Source organism: Rhodopseudomonas rhenobacensis (genome assembly GCF_014203125.1).
In the GTDB taxonomy this organism is placed as follows: Bacteria; Pseudomonadota; Alphaproteobacteria; order Rhizobiales; family Xanthobacteraceae; genus Rhodopseudomonas_A; species Rhodopseudomonas_A rhenobacensis.
Genome location: NZ_JACHIH010000014.1, coordinates 38,097 through 58,385, shown reverse-complemented (window position 1 = coordinate 58,385; position 20,289 = coordinate 38,097). Strand labels below are relative to the sequence as shown.

The window sequence follows — 20,289 nt, the reverse complement described above, 5'->3', positions numbered from 1 at the left end:
TCATTCCGTCCGTAATTTGCCGGCGAGCCGCGCCAAGCCGCGATGCAGCGCCACCCGCACCGCGCCCTCGCTGATCGCGAGTTTCGCCGCGGTGGATTTGATCGAGGCGCTGTCGACCGCGATCGATTGCAGCACGTCGCGCTGCCGCGCCGGCAGGCTTTCCAGATGGCCGGCGATCTCGGTGGTCGGCAGCGTCTCCGCCGCCGGCGCGCTGGGAATGGTCTCGGCGAAATCGTCGATGTTGACGAACACCCGGCGGCCGCGGCGGCGCAGCGCGTCGATCAGCTTGTTGCGCGCGATCGCGAACAGCCACGGCGCGAACGGCGCGCCGTCGTCCCAGGTGTGCTTCTTCAGGTGCACGGCCAACAGAATATCCTGCACGATGTCCTCGGATTGATCGATCGGCTGACCGCTGCGCGCCAGACCGCGCCGCGCAGCCGCGCGCAGCACCGGCGTCACCGCCTTCAAGAGACGATGATAGGCCGCGCTGTCGCCGGCATTGGCCGACCGCATCAACGCGGTCCATTCCTCGTCACGTCCCTGCACGCAGGCTCCTGAACATCACTTCGTTCGTATCATCGAATTGTTACGCCGCCATTCCGCGATCACAGCCTCGTGATCCACCGGCCGTCGTTTCCGCCCCCTGGCTGCCCTCGCCTCGCCGCTCGGACCAGCCCCGGGCATCGTCTTACCATCGTTGGCAAATTGCCGCGTGTTTGTCGGCGAACGGCAAACAATCCCCTTGTTTTTGCCCCGTTGAGAACACCTCAAGGGGCTCTTTTCGCGGCGGGACTGGCAACTGGAGAGATTGTCATGAAGGCCAGCGGGCGCTTCGCAATTATTGTCGCAACGACGGTGTGGATGTGCGGATTTGGACTGGCGCCGGGGGCTGCCAACGCCGCGCCCGATCAGGCTGCAAGCAGCGCCGACAAGACCTCGGTCGGCAAGCCGCTGTCGTTGAAGAAGCCGGCGAAACCCCGCCATGCCGCCCGTCACGCGCCGGCGCCGCGCCACGCCGCCAAGCCGAAATCCGCCGCCGCGACCTCGACCAACGCAGCCGCCGCCGTCGCCAATGCGGACGCCGCCGAGCTTCCGGCGCAGGTCGCCAATGCCAACGCGGAAATGCCGGCCGCGGCCGCCGACGCGCCGAGCGCGCTGCTCGCCCAGGCCGAAGCCGCCCGCCAGGACGCCGCCAGATCCGCCGCGGCGCCGGTGGCCGACGTGGTCGCTCCCGATCAGGTCAACGATGTCGACCTCGCCGCCAATGTCGAGCAGGCCGCGGCGCCGAGCACCACGGCGACCGTCGCCAAGGCCAGCAGCGAACCGGCCGCTCCGGAGACTGCGACCGAGGTCAAGAATGACGACTCGCTGTGGGGCAATACCTCGCTGATCGGCAAAATCTTCATCGCCTTCGGCGGGCTGCTGACGGTGGCGTCGGCGGCGCGGATGTTCATCGCCTGAACGCGCTCTTCGGCTCGCCCATGCCGCGGCCGGGCGAGCCCTTGAAGCGGACCCCGGCAGCGGGCACATTGCGCGGCGTTATCCAGCAGCGCGGGGTCCCATGAACAGCTACGAATATCTACTCGTCGAGCGCAAGGCCGCGGTCGGCCTGATCACCCTCAACCGCCCGAAACAACTCAACGCGCTGTCGTTCGGCGTGTTCGGCGAGATCGCGACCGCGATCGACGAGCTGGAAGCCGATGCCGCGATCGGCTGCATCGTGCTGACCGGCAGCGAGAAGGCGTTCGCCGCCGGCGCCGACATCAAGGAGATGCAGCCGAAGGGCTTCATCGACATGTTCAACGCCGATTTCACCGCGATCCGCGGCGACCGCGTCGCGACCTGCCGCAAGCCGACCATCGCGGCGGTCTCCGGCTACGCGCTCGGCGGCGGCTGCGAATTGGCGATGATGTGCGACTTCATCATCGCGTCCGACACCGCCAAATTCGGCCAGCCGGAAATTACGCTCGGCACCATTCCGGGAATCGGCGGCACGCAACGGCTGACCCGTGCGGTCGGCAAGGCCAAGGCGATGGATCTGTGCCTCACCGGGCGGATGATGGACGCCGCAGAGGCCGAACGCGCCGGCCTGGTCAGCCGCATCGTGGCCGTGGATAAATTGCTCGAGGAAGCGATGGCGGCGGCCGAGAAGATCGCGGCGATGTCGCAGCCGGCCGCCGAGATGGCCAAGCGCGCGGTGAACCGGGCGTTCGAAACCACGCTCGCCCAGGGCATGGAGGTGGAGCGCGACCTGTTCCGCTCGAGCTTCGCGCTGCAAGACCGCGCCGAAGGCATGGCGGCATTCATCGAAAAACGCCCGCCGCAGATCCGCAACCGTTGAGGCGTCTTTGTCATTGCGAGCCGAGGCCGGCGCGGAGCGCCGGCCGAAGTGCGAAGCAATCCAGGGGCCTCACGCGTGGCCCTGGATTGCTTCGTCGCAAGAGCTCCTCGAAATGACGCGTTGATGCCTGATTTCAGTGATCGCTTTTTGAGTCAGGCTTTGAGGTGAACGATGTCGGCCGAACCCGGCGCATCGCGGATCGACGCATCTTATCAGCTGATAAGTTCGATGGATCGCTGCGTCATCCGCGGGCGACCGAGGATGACGATGCCGCGTCGAACGGCTTAGTTCGCCTTGTGCAGTCCGCCGATCGGAAGCGCCGACGCGAGCTCGCCGACGCTGGAATCCATGTCGATCGACGGCGCGGAGCGCTCGTGGCACATCCGGATCTGCTTCGGCGGAAACGCCGGGCTGCGCACCGAGGTCGGCCGCGCGCTGGTATCGCCCATGGCGCGACCGGTTGCAGTGCAAATAAAATGCTGCTTCGAACACGCCAGACAGACCACGGCTTCGAACGACTGCCGATCGCCCGAGGGCGCATCGATCGTCACCCAGGTCTGGGTCATGAGTCCGGTTTCCGGACAGCGATATACGAGCAAGGTTGCCATGCGTGAGATTTCGCACGTTCGGTTAGGCACGCGATTGACGCAGGTCAAAATCGGCTTGCGCTAAATTGACGCGAGCCGCGTCGTACCAGTGTCGCATTTGATACAGCGCTGCGCATTTTACGCGGTGCAGCAAAAAACCCCTGTCAAACGCTGATATCTTGCAATCACACCGACTGATCAGTCTAACCATCTGGACGATCAGTGTTATCGATGAGCCGAATGTCGCGCCACCGACGACTTGGATTTTGCCGCGGGCTCAAAGCCTCGTAGCCCCGCCCAGGCGCGCGACTACGTAATGTTACGAATTGGAATTTTCGTCGCGATCGGCGAACTAAGCAAATTCTTCTTGGGTCATGCCGCGACTCGGGGGCTTTGTTTGCTGTCAGCATTGTCAGGAACCGAGGGCCACGGCGTGACGGCGACGACGACGAGGCGTCAGGTCGAGTCATCGGCATGGATGACCTCGACGGACGACCTCATGATCGGCTCGCCGTGATTTCTCTGCCGCCGGGCGACTGCTTGTCTGTCCCGTTCCAGTTCTAAGCCTTTTCGAGTTGGATTGATGCGCTTCACGATTCCCCCGGCTGTCATTCCGGAGCGCGAGCAGCTTTAGCTGCGAGCGAGCCCGGAATGACGGCGCGTTTGGGTTGGATGCTTCTCAACCGAAAATGCTCTAATGAAAATCCCGCGACCGCGGCAGGATCCGCACGTCGCGCGGATGGCGAAGCTTCTGCGCAGGGTTGTCGGCATGATCGCGGCGGTCGTCGTTGAGCGGCTCGATCAGTGCTGCGCCGGCGGGAATCGCCGGCCGCGTCATCAGGTTGTCCGACAGCCGCGCCATCTCGGAACTGCGATCGATCAAGCGCTCGGCGACCAGATGCACCACGCCCTCGCGGCTCGCCTGAATGCGGCCTTCGACCAGCAGCAGCCGCGCGCCCATCACCTCTTTACGGAATTGCTCCAGCACTTGCGGCCACACCACGACGTTGGCGATTCCGGTTTCGTCCTCCAGCGTCATGAACACCACGCCGTTGGCGCTGCCCGGCCGCTGCCGCACCAGCACCACGCCGGCGCAGCGCGTTCGCGGGCCGTTGCGGCGCTGCGCCGACACCGCGGCACAGGTCACCACACGCTCTGCCGCAAACATCGCGCGCAAAAATTCCATCGGGTGGCCCTTCAGCGACAGCCGGATGGTCTGATAGTCAGCGACGACGTGTTCGGCGAGCGGCATCTGCGGCAACGGCATCGCCTGCTCGTCCGGCTGCTCGCGCGCGGCGCTTAGTTCGAACAGCGGCAACGCCACATCGTCGGGCAGTCGCCGCACCGCCCATAGTGCTGCGCGACGATCGAGCCCGATCGAGCGAAACGCATCGGCCTCGGCGAGTAGTAGCAGCGCCCGCTTCGGCAGCGCGGTCACGCGCGCGAATTGTTCCAGCGAGGTGAAGCGCTGCCGGCGGCGCGCCGCGACGATGCGCGCGGCCCAATCGTCCACTTCCGGCCGTCCGGCCTGCTGCCTCAAGTTTGCCGCATCCAAATCCGTGCAGCGAAACCCGTCGATCTGGCGGAAGCCGAGCCGCACCGCGTGGTAGCGTCCGCAGCGTTCCTCCAGCGTATTCTGCCCGAAGCTGAACGACACATCGACCGCGCGCACCTCGACGCCGTTCTGGCGCGCGTCGCGCACGATCTGCGCCGGCGCGTAGAATCCCATCGGCTGCGAATTCAACAAGCCGCAGCAGAACGCGTCGGGATGAAAATGCTTCAGCCATGACGACACATAGACCAATTGCGCGAAGCTCGCGGCGTGGCTTTCCGGAAATCCGTAACTGCCAAACCCCTTGATCTGATCGAAGCAGTTTTTCGCGAAGGTGGGATCATAGCCGCGCGAAATCATGTTGTTGACCATCTTGGATTCGAACTTGCCGATGGTGCCGACGTTGCGGAACGTCGCCATCGCGCGGCGCAGTCCATTGGCTTCCTCCGGCGTGAACTTCGCGGCCTCGATGGCGATCCGCATCGCCTGCTCCTGAAACAGCGGCACGCCGAGCGTCTTGTGCAGCACCTTGCGCAGTTCGTCCTTGTCGCCATGCGCGGGCGACGGTGACGGATAGTACACCGGCTCGTCGCCGTTGCGCCGGCGCAAATAGGGATGCACCATGTCGCCCTGGATCGGTCCCGGCCGCACGATCGCGACCTCGATGACGAGGTCGTAGAATTCGCGGGGGCGCAGCCGCGGCAGCATGTTCATCTGGGCGCGGCTTTCGACCTGGAATACGCCGAGCGATTCCCCGCGGCACAGCATGTCGTACACCGCCGGCACTTCGCGCGGGATCGTGGCCAATGCCCAGCGTTCGCCCTTGTGCGCGTCGATCAGGTCGAAACATTTGCGGATGCAGGTCAGCATGCCGAGCGCCAGCACGTCGACCTTCATCATCTTCAAGGTGTCGACGTCGTCCTTGTCCCATTCGATAAAAGTACGATCGTCCATCGCGGCGTTGCCGATCGGCACGTAGCTGTCGAGCCGATCCTCCGTCAGCACATAGCCGCCGACATGCTGCGACAGATGCCGCGGAAAGCCGATCAGCTCGCTGGCGAGATCGATGGCGCGCGCGATCAAGGGATTGCGCGGATCGAGCCCGGCCTGCGTCACCTGCATCTCGTTGAGACCGCGCCCCCAGCTGCCCCACACCGTATCGGCCAGCGCCGAGGTGACGTCCTCGGTCAGCCCCAACACCTTGCCGACGTCGCGGATCGCCGAGCGCGGACGATAGTGAATAACCGTGGCGATGATCGCGGCGCGATGCCGGCCGTAGCGCCGATAGACATATTGCATCACCTCCTCGCGCCGCGAATGTTCGAAATCGACGTCGATGTCCGGCGGCTCCAGCCGCTCCTTGGAGATGAAGCGCTCGAACAGCAGATCGATCTCGACCGGATTGACCGCGGTGATGCCGAGCACGTAGCACACCGCGGAATTCGCCGCGGAGCCGCGGCCCTGGCACAGGATGTTTTGCGAGCGCGCGAAGCAGACGATGTCGTGCACGGTGAGAAAGTAATGCGCGTAGCGCAATTTGCGGATCAGCCGTAATTCCTTGCGCAGCGTCTTCTTCAGATGCGGCGAGACGCCGCGCGGAAAGTATTTATGCGCGCCGGCCCAGGTCAGATCCTCGAGATGGCGCTGCGCGGTCTTGCTCGCCGGCACCGGCTCGTTGGGATATTGATATTGCAGCTGATCGAGCGAGAACTGGATGCGCGAGGCGAACCGCATGGTCTCGGCGATCGCCTGCGGGCAATCGCGAAACAGCCGCGCCATTTCCTGCGCCGGCTTGAGATGCCGCTCGGCATTGGCCTCGAGCCGCGTGCCGACGGTCTCCAGCGTGAGTTTTTCGCGCACACAGCTCAGCACGTCCTGCAGCGGCCGCCGCGCCGGGTGATGATACAAGACCTCGTTGGTGGCGAGCAGCGGCACCCGCGCCTGCGCGGCGATCTGCTGTAGCCGCAACATGCGGCGGCGGTCGTCGCCGCGATATAAGAAACTCGCCGCGAGCCAGACGCCGTCGGCGGCAAAGCTTTGTAGCCGGCCGAGCAAACGCCCCGCTTCCGCGTCCTCGAAGCGATGCGGCAGCGCCAGCACCAGGAGCTGCCCTGCGGCGAACTCCGCGAGGTCGTCGAGGCCGAGATGGCATTCGCCCTTGTCGGCGGCGCGCTTGCCGCGGGTCAATAGCTGGCACAGCCGGCCGTAGGCCGCGCGGTCGCGCGGATAGACCAGGATGTCCGGCGTGCCGTCGACGAAGACGAGCCGCGCGCCGATCAACAGCCGCGGCTTGTGGGCGATCCGTTCGTTGCGCAATTCGCTATAGGCCCGCACCACGCCGGCCAGCGTGTTGTGATCGGCAATCCCGATCACCGGCAGCCGCAATTCGCTCGCCTGATGCACGTAGTCCTGCGGATGCGAGCCACCGCGCAGAAACGAGAAATTCGTGGTGATGCCGATCTCGGCATAGGCCGGCGCGATCATGCGAACAGCCCGTGCATGAACCAGTTCGGCCGCGCCGGCTCGCCCTCCTCGTCTTCGGCGAGTTCGCGCTCATACAGACCGTCGCGATACAGCCAGAACCGCAGGCCTGCTTCGTCCTCGACGCGGAAGTAGTCCCGCGTCAGTAGTGCTGCGTCGGACCGCCACCATTCCATCGCCACCCGCTCCGGGCCTTCGACGCGGACCACCGCATGGCTGACGCGGCGCCAGCGAAACCGCGCCGGCGGTCCGTCCGGCACTTCGGCGATCACCGTGATCGGCTCCGGATGCGCGAACAGCCGCAGCGGCCGCAGCGGCGGCTCGCCTGCGATCCGCGCCGGCCATGCCGCCTGCGCGGCTTCGGCGAGATGATGCTGCGCGCTGGCGGCCCACGCCGCGTATTCGGGAATGTGCGTATCGCGTGGCAGATGCACCACGACGCGGCGGCCGCCGATCCGCGCCGCGATGCGATCGATCAGCGCCGACAACTCATCATTGTCGTGGACGTTCGCGTCGAGGTCGCGCTGCTGCTGCACCACGATCTCGGTCTGGCTTGCGGAGAGCCGGATCAGATCGAAGCCGAAGCCGGGATCGAGCGGATCGGCGATGGCGTCGAGCCGCTCGCGAAACAGCCGGTCGATCACCACGGCCTTGGTGACGGGCTGGCCGGTCTGCAACTCGACCGCGCGCACCGCGCCGTCGCTGCGAAAGAAGCTGGCCCTGAGTTGCCGCGCGCCCTTGCCGTGGCGGGCCATCGCGTCGACCAGCGTCGCCGCCAGCGCCGACAGCGTCGCCGCGATCACCGTGTCGGTCGCCACCGGCTCGGCGAAGCGTTTTTCCACGATGTAGTCCGGCAGCGGCTGGCGCGGGCTGATCGGCGCGTCGCGCTGTCCCAGCGCCTGCTCCAGCAGGCTGGTGAAGGCGGCGCCGAACCGCGCGGTGATCTCGGGCCGCGCGCGCGCCGCCACCTCGCCGATGCTCTTCAGCCCGGCGCGGCGCAGGCCGTGGCCGATCGCGGGATCGGCGCCGAGTGCGGCCACCGGCAGCGCGCTGACGGCGTCGGCTTCGCCGCCAACGCCGACGATGCGGCCATGGCGATAACGGCTGAGCGTGCGCGCGGCGACCGCGGTGCCGGCGATCGCCGCACCGACCGCAAAGCCTTGCGCGGTCAGCGCGCGGCTGACGGTCTGAAGCATCAAAGCTTCGCCGCCGAACAGATGCGCGCAGCCGGTGATATCGAGCAACAGGCCATCGGGAGCGTCGAGCGCTACCAGCGGCGTGAAGCGATCGCACCACGCCGCGATCGCTTCCAGCGCGAGGGCGTCGGCGGCAGGATCGGCGTCGAACACCATGAGGTCGGGACAGATCGCCCGCGCATTGGCGAGCGGCAGCCCGACCTCGAGACCGGCCTTGGCGGCGGCGTCATCCAGCGCGACAATCTGCAGCGCGTTGGCGAGCCGCGCGACGACGACCCAGGGGACATCGCCCGGCGCGCTATCAACTGGCGCGGCGGTGCGCGACAACTGGCGGCGCAGGCGGTCGGTCGGCAATCGCGGCAGCCACAGGCTGAGGATTCGCCGCGTCATGGAAAACGCAGGCATCACATTTCCATTCCATGATCCAACGGCCGTTCGGGCCGTGACGGTTGCGGACAAGTTCGGTGTCGAGCAGCGGCGCGCCCCACGGTTGAGTGGAGACTTGCCAGCGCGGGAGCGGCGGCGAATGCGCCGCGCGGACGATCCAGCGGGTTTCCGCGGTGGAGGCGGTCGGCGTCGCCGCCACACGTAGCACCAGCGCAGTGACGCCGGAGCCACGCGCCGCCAGCGTCAGCTTGCGGCTGGCGACCAGATCGAGCGGCTTGGCCTCGCCCCAGATTTCCAGCACCACGCAGCCCAGCGCGTCGCAGGCCAAGGCATCGGCGGCGCTGCGCAGCGCGCTGTCGAGATCGGCGGCGCGCACCGTCACCACCAGCCGCGGGTCGAGCCCCAATTCGCCGAAGCCCCGCAGCGACAGCGCGCCGGATTCCAGCTCGGCAAAATCCTGCCGCACCCACAGCAGCGGCCGCCGCGGGCCGACCCGCCGCGCCAGGCCGGCGACGAAGCCGGTGGCCGCCGCGACGTGGCGGCCTTCATGCGCAAACACCTCGTGCAGCGCGCCGAGCGCCAGCCCGCCTTGCAGCGCGGCGTCGGCCTCGGCATGGCCGAGCGCCACCCGCGGCAACAGCCGCGCCTCGCTCTGGCTCTCGATGCGTTCGATGTCGCCGCGCAAATGCGCAAGCGTGCTCAGGCGCGCGCTGGTCATGCGCTCGCTCCTTTGTGTTGCCGCTGGCAGGTTTTGGATGAACCTGCGGCTGGCTCATTTGTTCATGATATGTTCTAATATAAAGCTAACCCCGGCGGATGAGTCAATCGCGATCCGCGACAAAGTTTTTTCTCCGAATGGAATCAAGAGGATTCGCTCCATGGACGTGCAGCGCAAACTGGCCATCCTGGCGGACGCGGCGAAATACGACGCCTCTTGTGCCTCCAGCGGCACCGAGAAACGGGACTCCCGCGACGGCAAGGGCCTCGGTTCCACCGACGGCGGGATGGGCATCTGCCATTCCTATGCGCCCGACGGCCGCTGCATCTCGCTGCTGAAGATCCTTCTGACCAACGCCTGCAACTACGACTGCCTGTATTGCGTCAACCGTGCCTCGTCGAACGTCGCCCGCGCGCGCTTCACCGTCGACGAGGTGGTGCAGCTGACGCTGGATTTCTATCGCCGCAATTATATCGAGGGACTGTTCCTGTCCTCCGGCATCATCCGCAGCGCCGACTACACCATGGAGCAGGTGGTCAGCGTCGCGCGCAAATTGCGGGCGCAAAACTTTCGCGGCTACATCCATCTGAAGACCATCCCGGATGCCGACGACGCGCTGATCGCCGAGGCCGGGCTGTATGCCGACCGGCTCAGCATCAATATCGAACTGTCCGACCCGCAAAGCCTGTCGAAGCTCGCGCCGGAGAAGAACGGCCGCGCCATTCGCCGCAGCATGGGCCGGCTGCGGCTGAAGCTCGACGAAGCCCGCGACGGCCGAAAAGCCACGCCGCAAGGCCGCGTTGCGCCGCGCTTCGCGCCCGCCGGCCAAAGCACCCAGATGATCATCGGCGCCGACGCCGCCACCGACCAGAGCATCCTGTCCACCAGCGCCAATCTGTACGGCTCGTACAATCTGAAGCGGGTGTACTACTCGGCGTTCAGCCCGATCCCCGATGCCAGCCGCGCGCTGCCGCCGCAGCCACCGCCGCTGTTGCGCGAACACCGGCTGTATCAGGCCGATTGGCTGATGCGGTTCTACGGCTTCGAGGCCGGCGAAATTCTCGACGACAGCGCGATGCTGGCGCTGGAGATGGATCCCAAACTGGCCTGGGCGTTGCGGCATCGCGACCGCTTTCCGCTCGACGTCAACCGCGCCAGCCGCGACGAGCTGTTACGCGTGCCGGGCTTCGGCCGTCGCACGGTCGAGCGAATTCTCGCCGCGCGCGGTCAGTCTGCGCTGCGCGTCAGCGACCTCGCCGCGCTGCATATTCCAAGGAACAAGGCGCTGCCGTTCATCGTTCTGTCCGATCACCGGCCGGCGCGGCAGCTGTTGGAGAGCGCGACCCTCGCCGAGCGCTTCAAGCCGAGAGCCATGCAACTCGGATTTGGATTCTAACCGGAGATTGGATGCACCTCGTTGCGCTCGACAGCGACATCGACTTCGCCGGATGGCGCGCCGCCGCGCGCCGGCTGGCGCTCGGCCGCGTCAAGCCGGCCGAGGTGACCTGGACGGTGCGCGGCGACGAACCGGAACTGTTCGCGCCGTCCGCCCTGCCCGCGCCGCCCGCGGTGCCGGAGGGCCGCTTCAACGTGACGGCCAAATTCGTCGAGCTGGCGCAGAACGTCATCCTGCACAGCGACCCGCAACGCTTCGCGGTCCTGTACCGTGTGCTGTGGCGGCTGCGGGCCAACCATGAATTGCTGCAACTCGCCTCCGATCCCGACATCGCACAGCTTTCGACGCTGGCCCGTGCGGTGCGCCGCGATTGTCACAAGATGCAAGCCTTCGTGCGATTTCGCGAGATCGGCCGCGAACCGAACAACCGCTTCGTCGCCTGGTTCGAGCCGGCGCATCACATCGTCGAGGCGACCGCGCCGTTCTTCGCGCGGCGCTTTGCCGATATGGCGTGGTCGATCCTGACGCCGAAAGTCTGCGCGCATTGGGACGGCCACAGCGTGATGTTCACGCCCGGCGTCAGCCAGGCCGAGGCGCCGTCCGAAGACCGGCTGGAAGAAACCTGGTTGACCTACTACGCCAGCATCTTCAATCCGGCGCGGTTGAAGGTGAAGGCGATGCAGGCGGAAATGCCGAAGCGCTATTGGCGCAATCTGCCGGAAGCGGCGCTGATCAAACCGCTGATCGCGCAGGCCGGGCGCGCCACCGGCGCGATGATCGACAGCGCCGCGACCGATCCGAGGCCGTCCATGCAGCGCCGGGAGGATGCGATGAAACACCGGGCGACAACCGATCATGATGACAACGCAGGCGCTCCGAGCCTCGCGGCGCTGCGCGAGCAAGCCGCCGACTGCCGCGCCTGTCCGCTATGGAAAGACGCGACGCAGACGGTGTTCGGCGAAGGCCCGCAGCACGCCGCGGTGATGCTGGTCGGCGAACAGCCCGGCGACAAGGAAGACCTCGCCGGCCAACCGTTCGTCGGCCCCGCCGGGCAGATGCTCGACCGCGCGCTGCGCGACGCCGGCATCGACCGCGGCAAGGTCTACGTCACCAACGCGGTGAAGCATTTCAAATTCGTGCCGCGCGGCAAAATAAGGCTGCACCAGAAGCCGACCACGCCGGAGATCCGCGCCTGCCGGCCATGGTACGAGCGCGAACTCGCCGCGGTGCGCCCGGCGCTGGTGGTGGCGATGGGCGCCACCGCGGCGCAAAGCGTGCTCGGCAAGATCACGCCGATCAACAAGACGAGGGGACGGTTGATCGATGCGGCGGGCGACAGCGCGCATCCGGTTCAAGTGCTGGTGACGGTGCACCCGTCCTATCTGCTGCGGTTGCCCGACGAAGACGCCAAGGCGCGCGAATACGACCGCTTCGTCGACGACTTGAAGATCGTCGCCAAGCATCTGAAACGCGCCGACGCGGCGTGAACGCCATCAGGCGGACGTGTCCCGGACGCGGTGCAGCGCCCCTTGGCGCGGCACGGCGAGCCGGGACCGTTACGGATGAAGAGTTGGCGGACGGCACGTTCCGTAACGGCCCCGGCTCTGCAGTGCACCACTCCGCGGCGCGTTGCGCTGCGTCCGGGGCACGCTTCTTGTAGAGAGTTGCTATTTCAGTAACGTGGTCGCAACGTTGGTTCCACTGCCAAAACAAAAGAAAGCGCGCCCCCACGAGAGGAGCGCGCTCTTACTTCAAATCAGCATGACTGAGTTTAGCTCAGCGTTTACGCCGCCGCCGCGATATTGATCGCGGAATCAGCCAGCGTGGTCAGCGACTGATCGGTCTTCTTTTCTTCCTGCAGGGTCTGGTCGAGCAGCCGCGCCGCGTCCTTCAGGCCGAGCTGGGTGGCCCACTGCTTCAGCGTGCCGTAGCGCGAGATCTCGTAGTGTTCCACGGCCTGGGCGGCGGCGAGCATGCCGGCGTCGAGCGCTTCGGTGCCCTTGTAGTCCTCCATGATCTCCTTGCCCTCGTCGAGGATGCCCATGATGGCGTCGCAGGTCTTGCCGCGCGCCGGCTTGTCGAGCAATTCGAAGATCTGCTCGAGGCGCTCGATCTGGCCTTCGGTCTCGCCGTGGTGCTTCTCGAACGCGGCGCGCAGCTTGTCGGAGGTCGCGGCCTTGGCCATTTTCGGTAACGCCTTCAGGATCTGCTTCTCGGCGAAGTAGATGTCCTTCAGGGTATCGAGGAACAGGTCGTTGAGGCCCTTGTCCTTGGTCGGCATGTTGAACTCCATTGTGCGATGAGGCGGGGTAGTCCCGTGCCTCAACGCAAAGTGAAGATCATGGTTCCTGTTACTTCGGCGCGCCGCTTATCTGTCTGGCAGACGACACATGACGGGCTCAGGCGGCCAGCGTGGTCTCGACCAGCTTGATCCAATACGACGTGCCGTAGACGATGGCGTCGTCGTTGAAATTATAGGCCGGGTGATGCAGGCCGGCGCTGTCGCCATTGCCGACGAAGATGAAGGCGCCCGGGCGGGCTTCCAGCATGTAGGCGAAATCCTCGGCGCCCATCAGCGGCGGCATGTCGTGGACGTTGCCGTCGCCGGCGATGGCGCGGGCGACGCGGCTGGCCGCCTCGGTCTGCGCCGCGTGGTTGACCAGCACCGGGTAGCCGCGCTCATAAACGAGATCGATGGTGGCGCCGGTCATCGTCGCGACGCCGGCCACCACCTCGCGCACGCGCCGCTCGGCAAGGTCGCGGACGTCGGCGGTGAGCGTGCGCACGGTGCCCTTCAGTTCCGCGGACGCCGGGATCACGTTGCGGGCATTGCCGGCGTGGAACTCGCAGATCGACAGCACCGCGGACTCCAGCGGATCGACGCTGCGCGACACGATCGATTGCAGCGCGGTGACCAGTTGCGCGCCGACCAGCACCGAATCGATGCATTTGTGCGGCCGCGCGGCGTGACCGCCGACGCCGTTGATCTTGATGTCGATGGAATCCGTCGACGCCATGATCGGCCCCTGCCGCAGCGCGAAGCAGCCGACCGGCAGGCCGGGGCCGTTGTGCATGCCGTAGACCTGATCGATCGCGAAGCGGTCCATCAGCCCGTCCTTGATCATCGCCGCGGCGCCGGCGCCGCCCTCCTCCGCCGGCTGGAAGATCACCACCGCGTCGCCTGCAAAGTTGCGGGTCTCGGCGAGATAGCGCGCGGCGCCGAGCAGCATCGCGGTGTGGCCGTCATGGCCGCAGGCGTGCATCAGACCCGGCGTCTGCGAGGCGTAAGGAAGATCGTTGGCTTCGGTAATCGGCAGCGCGTCCATGTCGGCGCGCAGCGCGATGGTCCGCACCTCGCTGTCGTCGGCCGGCTTGCGGCCCTTGATCACGCCCACCACGCCGGTGCGGCCGATGCCGGTGACGACCTCGTCGCAGCCGAACTCGCGCAACCGCTCCGCCACGAAGGCCGCGGTGCGATGCACCTCGTACATCAGCTCCGGATGCGCATGAAGATCCCGGCGCCACGCCATGATGTCAGGCTGCAGATCGGCGACGCGGTTGATCACGGGCATGAGAGGCTTTCCAACTGGTTGCAGGCTCCGATACCATTAACACGATCGCGCGGATGGCCCAAGCCGGGCCCGCGTCGGCTGCAGGCACGCGTCATGCAGAGGCTTAGCGCCGCTCCAAAATACGACCGCGCTCCAAGCACCGCGTCAGCTGAGGCGCCCGAACAACGCGAAGGCCTCGAAGGATTGAACGCGGGCAAGCGTAGCCGCATCCTTCGAGACGCCCGGCTTCGCTCTTCGAGCTTCGCCGGGCTCCTCAGGATGACGACCCACTAGTTGTAGCGAGTTGGAGCCTGCGGAAAACCAACGTGGATGACAGCCGCAGTCCACTAATCAGCTCAGGCCGATTTGCGCACCGCGTTGTCGACAAGCGTCTTGCCGAGCGACCAGATCGCGCCGGGGACCTTGTGGCTGTCGGCGATCACCGAATCGAACGAGGTCTCGATCCATTTGCAGTCGTCTTCGGTGATGGTCAGCGACGGCAACAGCTTGATGGTGTGGCTGCCATGGCCGGAGACCTGGGTCAGGATCTTGTGATCCTTGAACAGCGGCACGGTGATCAGCTGGCAGAACAGCCCCTTGTTGGCGGTCTCCAGCATGGTCCACGACGCCTTCAGCCGAAGCGATTGCGGCGGACCGAATTCGACGCCGATCATCAGCCCCTTGCCGCGGACTTCCTTGAGCAGCTCGTAGCCCGGCACCATGCGGGTCAGCGCCAGCCGCAGTTCGGCGCCGCGCTTGGCGGCGGATTCCACCAGCTTCTCGTGCTTCATCACCTCGAGCGTGGCGATGCCGGCGGCCATCGCCAGATCGTTCTTGGCGAAGGTCGAGCCGTGCACCACGGCGCGGTCCATCCGGTTGAAGATCTTGTCGAAGATCGACTTGCGGGTCAGCACCGCGCCGACCGGCACGTGGCCGCCGGACAACGACTTCGACAGCAGCACCATGTCGGGTTCGACGTTCCAGTGCTCGACCGCGAGGAAGCGGCCGGTGCGGCCGATCCCGGTCTGGATCTCGTCGGCGACGAACAGCGTGCCGTAGCGCTTGCACAGCGCCAGCGCGCCCGGCAGGAACTCGTCGGTGGGCATGTTGACGCCCTTGCCCTGGATCGGCTCGACGATGAAGGCGGCGATCTCGCGGGTCGACAGCACCTTCTCCAGCGCTTCGAGATCGTTGAACGGGACGGTGGTGACGCCTGGCAGCAGCGGCCCGAAGCCGCCCTGGAAATTCTGGTCGTCGGTCAGCGACAACGCGCCGTAGGTCAGGCCGTGATAGCTGTGGTCGCAATTGACGATGCCGGTGCGGCCGGTAGCGACGCGGGCGAACTTGATCGCCGCCTCGACGCTCTCGGCGCCGGAATTGGCGAAGAACACCTTGTCGAGATACGGCATGTGTTCGAGCAGCCGCTCGGCCAGGATGCCGGCCAGCGTCGAGACGTCGAGCTGCACCAGATTGGGCATCTCGGCGTCGAGCACGCTCTTCAGCGCCTCGCGCAACACCGGATGGTTGCGGCCGATCGCGAATACGCCGAAGCCGCTCAGCAAATCCAGATACCGTGCACCATCGCGGTCGAACAGATACTGCCCGGAGCCGCGCTGGAAGCCGACATCGTAGCCGATGGTTTTCAGCACTCTCACAAGTTGTTCGTTGAGGTGGCGCGCGTGCATGGAACTGCGCTGCGCCTGCCGGTCGGCGAACATCTCGGATACGTCTAAATTCGGATAGGCCATCAGCTACATACTTCGGTTGATGGGCAGGTCGTCAACTGAAAACGCCGGATGCGGCGTTTTGACTATCTACCACAGTTTGGCTGTCCCGGGGCTGAACAAAGTTGGACAGCCCGGGGGAATAAGATGCGGACTTCTACCTGGTTCGGAGTTTTTTTGACTGGCTTGGACCCGCGCTCGCCCCGCTCCGACGGGTGACTGGAAAGCTGAAGCTGAAGACGGCAGCGCAACCCTGGGGTCGCAGACTGCAACGGGAGCATGTGCGGAGCTGACGTCGGACGACGATACCGGGCCGAACCGATAAGAACAATGCCGATCCGGCAAAACAAGGGCAGCCGCGCTGGCATGGTGGATTTATTCGACCCGGTTCGAAATCGCCGGCGACGACCGAGAGGTAAATGCGTCACCCGCGCCGAGACTGGCGCGGGGTGCCGACGGCGACCCGCCGAGCGTTGCCGCATGGCGAGCGCTGCGAAGCCCGGCTACTCCTCGGGCTTGCGCGGCTTGCCCATCAGCGCCGGCTGGAACAGCAGCACCGCGGCCAGCGTGGTGAGCAGCGACAGCGCCAGCAGCTTGCCCATGCTGGCGGTTCCCGGATGGCTCGACAGCCACAGGCTGCCGAACGCGGTCGCGGTGGTGAGCGCGCTGAAGAAGATCGCGCGGGTCAATGCGGACTGCAGCAGGTTGGTGTGGCCGGCGCGCCACGCCGTCACGTAGTAGATCTTGAATGCCACGCCGATGCCCAGCATCAGCGGCAGCGCGACGATGTTGGCGAAGTTCAGCGGCAGTCCGATCAGCACGCAGATTTCCAGCGTCACCGCACCGGCCACCAACAGCGGCACCAGCGTCAGCAGCACGTCGCCGATCCGGCGCAGGCACAGCCACAGCAGCAGCCCGATCACCAACAGCGCCCACAGCCCGGCCTGAATGAACGCCGACACGATGGTGTCGCCGGATTTCAGAATCGACACCGGGCCGCCGACCGCGTCCGGCGCCGCCGACAGCACCGCGCCGGCGAAGGCGCGCAGCGTATCGTTGTCGTTGGGATCGCCCTGCGGCAGCACCTGGACGCGGACCTGGCCATCCTTGGTGGTCCAAGCCGACACCAGACTGGCCGGCAAAGTCTGCACCGTCACCGGCGCCGCCTGCAGCAGATTGCGCAACTGATCGAGCGCGAGCTGCAGCGGCGCGACGAACACCGCCTGCACCTTGTCGCGGGTCGGCTGATCCGCGGCGACCACCTTGCCGAGCGCGTCGGCGAGGCGTCGCGAGGCCTGCGCGCCGGGGCCGGTCTGCTCGCCGGCGGTCTTGCGCAGGTTCTCCGCGGTGCTTTGCAGCGCCGCGATATTCTCTTCGTCCGAGGGAGCCGGATCGACCGAATCCGGGTTGAGCGCGGGATTGAGAATCTTGGCGCCGTCGTGAATCAGCTTGAGCTTCTCCGGCTGGTCCTCCGGCACGAAGCTGTCGAGCGACATCGTGCGCAGCACCTGCGGCAGCTTCTGCATCTTGGCTTCGACTTCCTTCGCCGCGGCGACCGAGGGCGCCATGACGTTGACAGCATTGGCGCCGGCATTCGGATCCTTGCGCAGATCCAGGAAGGTGGCGATGGATTCCACCTTGGGATTGCGCAGATTGATCGGGTTGAAGTCGAAATGCAGGAAGTACAGCAGCGGCAGGCCGAGCACCGCGATCAGAATCGTGCCGCCGACGATGCCGACGCGATGATCCTCGAGAAAGCGATCGAGCGGCGCCAGGAAGGCGTAGCCGAGCGGTTCCTTTTCGCCGGCCGGATTGATCAGTTCGAGCAGCGCCGGCAGCACGGTGATGCTGGACAGGAACGCGATCACCATGCCGGCGCCGGCGATCTCGCCGAGTTCGGAGACGCCTTTGTAGTCGGTCGGCAGGAACGACAGGAACCCCGCGGTGGTCGCCATCGCCGCCAGCGACAGCGGAACCGCGGAATATTCCGCGGCCTTGATCAGCGCGATGCGCAGATCGCCGCTCTTGTAGCGTTCCGAGCGATAGCGGACGCTGAACTGGATGCCGAAGTCGACGCCGAGCCCGACGAACAGCACCGCAAAGGCGATCGACAACAGGTTGAGCGATCCGACCATCATCAGGCCGACCGCGGTCGTGATCGACAGCCCGACGATCAGATTGACGAACACTGCGAAGATGATCTTCCCCGAATGCAGCGCCAGGAACAGGATCAGCAGCACCACCGCCACGGTGCCGACGCCGTTGACCAGCGCGCCCTCCTGCACGGTGGCGAACTCCTCGTTGGCGATCGGAACCGGCCCGGTGAGCCGGACCCGCGCGCCATAGACCCCGGCGAGATTGAGGTCCGCGGCCGCCTGCCGAATCGCATCGGTCGCGGTCTTGCCGGGCTGCAGAGCCTGGAAGTCGAGCACCGGCTTGACCTCGATGAAGGCCCTGCGATCGCCATCGGTCAGCGGGGTCGGGCTGGCCAGGCCGCGCCAGGAGAAATAGCCCGAGCCGGTCTTCAGCACGGTCTCGATGGTTTCGGCGATGGTGGTGAACGGCTTAGCGGTGCTGTCGAGGGCGAGCTCGCCGCGCTTGACGCCGGCCAGCGCGGTCTCCAGCGCGCCGGTCAGGCCGCGCAGGCTGGGGTCGCCCGCCATGATTTCCAGCAACGGCGCCGCCGCCTGGAACTGGCCGGTCAACTCGCCGACCTCCTTGGTGGGCAGGAACAACAGCCCGTTCTTGTCGAAGAACTCCCCGCCGCCGAGCCGCTGCACGGAGTCGAAGTCTTTGTTATTATGAGATAATCTTTCGGCCAGCGCGTTGCCCGCGGCATTGGCGAATTCCGGGGTCGGGGCATCCACCACGGCCAGAACCAGCCGTTCCTGGTCGAATGCCTTGTCGAACGCGATATCGCGCTTGCGCCAGTCGAGATCCGGCGAGATCAGCCGGTTGACGTCGGTGTTGATGCCGAAATTCCGCGATGTGTACACGCCGGCGGCGATCGCAAGGATTATTGCGATCAGGACAGTAGAAACGGCGAAGCGGGTGCAAGCTTTGACAATGGATACGACAACACTTGTCAGCACTTTTTCTCTTTCTATTGCTCTCGGCTCGCCTAAAATACGCTTGATCTATCGCAGTTCCAACGGCCGGTCCGGCTCCGCGAAGTCTTGCCTTCAATGATGCGACAAAATGGCTTATGACGATCGGAAGGATCGTTGCTGCCGAATTAATCGCTTGAGGCTCGGTTGCCAACCGCGTTGAATCGCGGCCGGGACCGTATATGTCGATGGCACGCCACACCAGCCGTACCGTGGTATGGTTGGTGGTTTAGTTTTCACCGCACGCGAAATCAGGACGGTGCCCTTGTATAATGTTCGTCCCCTTGAGGTTTTTCTGGCGCAGCCGCGCGGATTCTGTGCCGGCGTGGTGCGCGCGATCGAGATCGTGGAACGCGCGCTGGAGAAATACGGCCCCCCGGTCTATGTCCGACACGAAATTGTGCACAACAAATACGTCGTCGAGAGCCTGAAAGCCAAGGGCGCGATCTTCGTCGAGGACTTGTCCGAAGTTCCGCCCAAGGCGGTGACCGTGTTCAGCGCCCATGGGGTGGCGCGCAGCGTCGAGGAAGAGGCCGCCGCGCGCGGGCTTCCGGTGCTCAACGCCACCTGCCCGCTGGTCACCAAAGTCCACAATCAGGGCAAGCGCTATATGTCGAAAGGCCGCGCCCTGATCCTGATCGGGCATGCCGGGCATCCCGAGGTGGTGGGAACCATGGGCCAGGTCTCCGGGCCGGTGCTGTTGGTGCAGAACGTCGAGGACGTTGCCGCGCTGACGCTGCCGGCCGACACCCCGGTGGCCTACATCACCCAGACCACGCTCAGCGTCGACGACACCAAGGACATCATTGCCGCGCTGGGGCAGCGCTTTACGGACATCCAGGGGCCGGACATCCGGGATATCTGCTATGCGACACAGAACCGGCAATCTGCGGTAAGAGACCTGTCGAAGCTGGTCGACCTCATCCTGGTGGTGGGCGCCACCAACAGTTCCAATTCCAACCGGCTTCGCGAGATCGGAACCGAGGTCGGAATTCCGAGCTACCTGATTGCAGACGGCAGCGAGCTCAATCCGGACTGGCTGAAGGGCGTCAAGGCCGTCGGCATCACCGCCGGGGCATCGGCCCCCGAGGTTCTGGTCGACGACGTGATCGAAGCACTGCGGCGGATCGGACCCGTCGTGGTGTCAGTACTCCCCGGGCGTGAAGAAAACATCGAGTTTCTGTTGCCGGCCGAGTTGGCCCCGGCCTGAAGCGCTCCCTGAAAATCCGTTCCAGGAAAGAAAAGACTA

General features: G+C 65.7%; 14 protein-coding genes. 5 read left to right on the top strand and 9 right to left on the bottom strand.

Features of this window, described 5'->3' with window-relative positions; translation table 11 throughout:
- Positions 1 to 546: a sigma-70 family RNA polymerase sigma factor gene (locus HNR60_RS12480; RefSeq protein WP_184257913.1), complete on the bottom strand. Its 546-nt coding sequence runs from the start codon at positions 544 to 546 to the stop codon at positions 1 to 3.
- A 267-nt stretch (positions 547 to 813) separates the two neighbouring features.
- Here HNR60_RS12480 and HNR60_RS12475 point away from each other — a divergent pair, with 267 nt between their 5' ends.
- Both HNR60_RS12475 and HNR60_RS12470 read left to right on the top strand, forming a co-directional pair.
- The gene (locus HNR60_RS12475) at positions 814 to 1,461 is read left to right on the top strand and encodes a hypothetical protein (protein ID WP_184257911.1); all 648 of its coding nucleotides are present in this window, start codon (positions 814 to 816) and stop codon (positions 1,459 to 1,461) included.
- Positions 1,462 to 1,561: 100 nt separating this feature from the next.
- Positions 1,562 to 2,341: an enoyl-CoA hydratase gene (locus HNR60_RS12470; RefSeq protein WP_184257909.1), complete on the top strand. Its 780-nt coding sequence runs from the start codon at positions 1,562 to 1,564 to the stop codon at positions 2,339 to 2,341.
- A 284-nt stretch (positions 2,342 to 2,625) separates the two neighbouring features.
- Here HNR60_RS12470 and HNR60_RS12465 read toward each other — a convergent pair whose 3' ends face one another.
- The 4 genes from HNR60_RS12465 to HNR60_RS12450 all read right to left on the bottom strand — a co-directional run bounded on the left by HNR60_RS12465 (position 2,626) and on the right by HNR60_RS12450 (position 9,262).
- Entirely contained in the window at positions 2,626 to 2,907 is a 282-nt protein-coding gene (locus tag HNR60_RS12465) for a hypothetical protein (protein WP_184257907.1), read from the bottom strand.
- A gap of 715 nt (positions 2,908 to 3,622) precedes the next feature.
- The gene (locus HNR60_RS12460; protein WP_184257905.1) at positions 3,623 to 6,964 is read right to left on the bottom strand and encodes an error-prone DNA polymerase; all 3,342 of its coding nucleotides are present in this window, start codon (positions 6,962 to 6,964) and stop codon (positions 3,623 to 3,625) included.
- Positions 6,961 to 8,562, bottom strand: a complete 1,602-nt coding sequence (locus HNR60_RS12455; RefSeq protein ID WP_184257903.1) for a Y-family DNA polymerase — start codon at positions 8,560 to 8,562, stop codon at positions 6,961 to 6,963. The genes HNR60_RS12460 and HNR60_RS12455 overlap by 4 nt, the downstream gene beginning before the upstream one ends.
- A complete protein-coding gene (locus tag HNR60_RS12450) occupies positions 8,459 to 9,262 on the bottom strand; it encodes an ImuA family protein (RefSeq protein ID WP_184257901.1) in 804 nt (267 codons plus the stop codon). Before HNR60_RS12450 ends, HNR60_RS12455 begins: the two co-directional genes overlap by 104 nt.
- Positions 9,263 to 9,422: 160 nt before the next feature.
- Here HNR60_RS12450 and HNR60_RS12445 point away from each other — a divergent pair, with 160 nt between their 5' ends.
- Both HNR60_RS12445 and HNR60_RS12440 read left to right on the top strand, forming a co-directional pair.
- Complete coding sequence (locus HNR60_RS12445; protein ID WP_184257899.1) at positions 9,423 to 10,658, top strand: putative DNA modification/repair radical SAM protein; 1,236 nt, start codon at positions 9,423 to 9,425, stop codon at positions 10,656 to 10,658.
- Between the two features lie 11 nt (positions 10,659 to 10,669).
- On the top strand, positions 10,670 to 12,145 hold the full coding sequence (locus tag HNR60_RS12440) for a UdgX family uracil-DNA binding protein (protein WP_184257896.1): 1,476 nt from the start codon (positions 10,670 to 10,672) through the stop codon (positions 12,143 to 12,145).
- Positions 12,146 to 12,441: 296 nt separating this feature from the next.
- Here HNR60_RS12440 and HNR60_RS12435 read toward each other — a convergent pair whose 3' ends face one another.
- The 4 genes from HNR60_RS12435 to hpnN all read right to left on the bottom strand — a co-directional run bounded on the left by HNR60_RS12435 (position 12,442) and on the right by hpnN (position 19,025).
- A complete protein-coding gene (locus HNR60_RS12435) occupies positions 12,442 to 12,939 on the bottom strand; it encodes a YciE/YciF ferroxidase family protein (protein WP_184257894.1) in 498 nt (165 codons plus the stop codon).
- A gap of 118 nt (positions 12,940 to 13,057) precedes the next feature.
- Positions 13,058 to 14,230: a M20 aminoacylase family protein gene (locus HNR60_RS12430; RefSeq protein WP_184257892.1), complete on the bottom strand. Its 1,173-nt coding sequence runs from the start codon at positions 14,228 to 14,230 to the stop codon at positions 13,058 to 13,060.
- A 335-nt stretch (positions 14,231 to 14,565) separates the two neighbouring features.
- Positions 14,566 to 15,957 (bottom strand): aminobacteriohopanetriol synthase HpnO, encoded by a 1,392-nt coding sequence (gene hpnO / locus HNR60_RS12425; RefSeq protein WP_184257890.1) that lies wholly within the window; start codon positions 15,955 to 15,957, stop codon positions 14,566 to 14,568.
- A 479-nt stretch (positions 15,958 to 16,436) separates the two neighbouring features.
- Positions 16,437 to 19,025, bottom strand: coding sequence for a hopanoid transporter HpnN (gene hpnN / locus HNR60_RS12420; protein WP_184257888.1), 2,589 nt, complete (start codon positions 19,023 to 19,025; stop codon positions 16,437 to 16,439).
- Between the two features lie 280 nt (positions 19,026 to 19,305).
- On the opposite strand from hpnN, the gene ispH reads away from it, so the two are divergent.
- Positions 19,306 to 20,250: a 4-hydroxy-3-methylbut-2-enyl diphosphate reductase gene (gene ispH, locus HNR60_RS12415; RefSeq protein ID WP_184257885.1), complete on the top strand. Its 945-nt coding sequence runs from the start codon at positions 19,306 to 19,308 to the stop codon at positions 20,248 to 20,250.
- Positions 20,251 to 20,289 lie beyond the last annotated feature (39 nt).

Bases quoted from the DNA above. Each gene is read 5' to 3' on its own strand.
- HNR60_RS12475 (WP_184257911.1), top strand. From the start codon at position 814: ATGAAGGCCAGCGGGCGCTTCGCAATTATTGTCGCAACGACGGTGTGG.
- HNR60_RS12455 (WP_184257903.1), bottom strand. From the start codon at position 8,562: ATGCCTGCGTTTTCCATGACGCGGCGAATCCTCAGCCTGTGGCTGCCG.
- HNR60_RS12440 (WP_184257896.1), top strand. From the start codon at position 10,670: ATGCACCTCGTTGCGCTCGACAGCGACATCGACTTCGCCGGATGGCGC.
- hpnO (WP_184257890.1), bottom strand. From the start codon at position 15,957: ATGGCCTATCCGAATTTAGACGTATCCGAGATGTTCGCCGACCGGCAG.
- HNR60_RS12460 (WP_184257905.1), bottom strand. From the start codon at position 6,964: ATGATCGCGCCGGCCTATGCCGAGATCGGCATCACCACGAATTTCTCG.
- HNR60_RS12470 (WP_184257909.1), top strand. From the start codon at position 1,562: ATGAACAGCTACGAATATCTACTCGTCGAGCGCAAGGCCGCGGTCGGC.
- HNR60_RS12435 (WP_184257894.1), bottom strand. From the start codon at position 12,939: ATGCCGACCAAGGACAAGGGCCTCAACGACCTGTTCCTCGATACCCTG.
- HNR60_RS12445 (WP_184257899.1), top strand. From the start codon at position 9,423: ATGGACGTGCAGCGCAAACTGGCCATCCTGGCGGACGCGGCGAAATAC.
- HNR60_RS12430 (WP_184257892.1), bottom strand. From the start codon at position 14,230: ATGCCCGTGATCAACCGCGTCGCCGATCTGCAGCCTGACATCATGGCG.
- HNR60_RS12465 (WP_184257907.1), bottom strand. From the start codon at position 2,907: ATGACCCAGACCTGGGTGACGATCGATGCGCCCTCGGGCGATCGGCAG.
- HNR60_RS12450 (WP_184257901.1), bottom strand. From the start codon at position 9,262: ATGACCAGCGCGCGCCTGAGCACGCTTGCGCATTTGCGCGGCGACATC.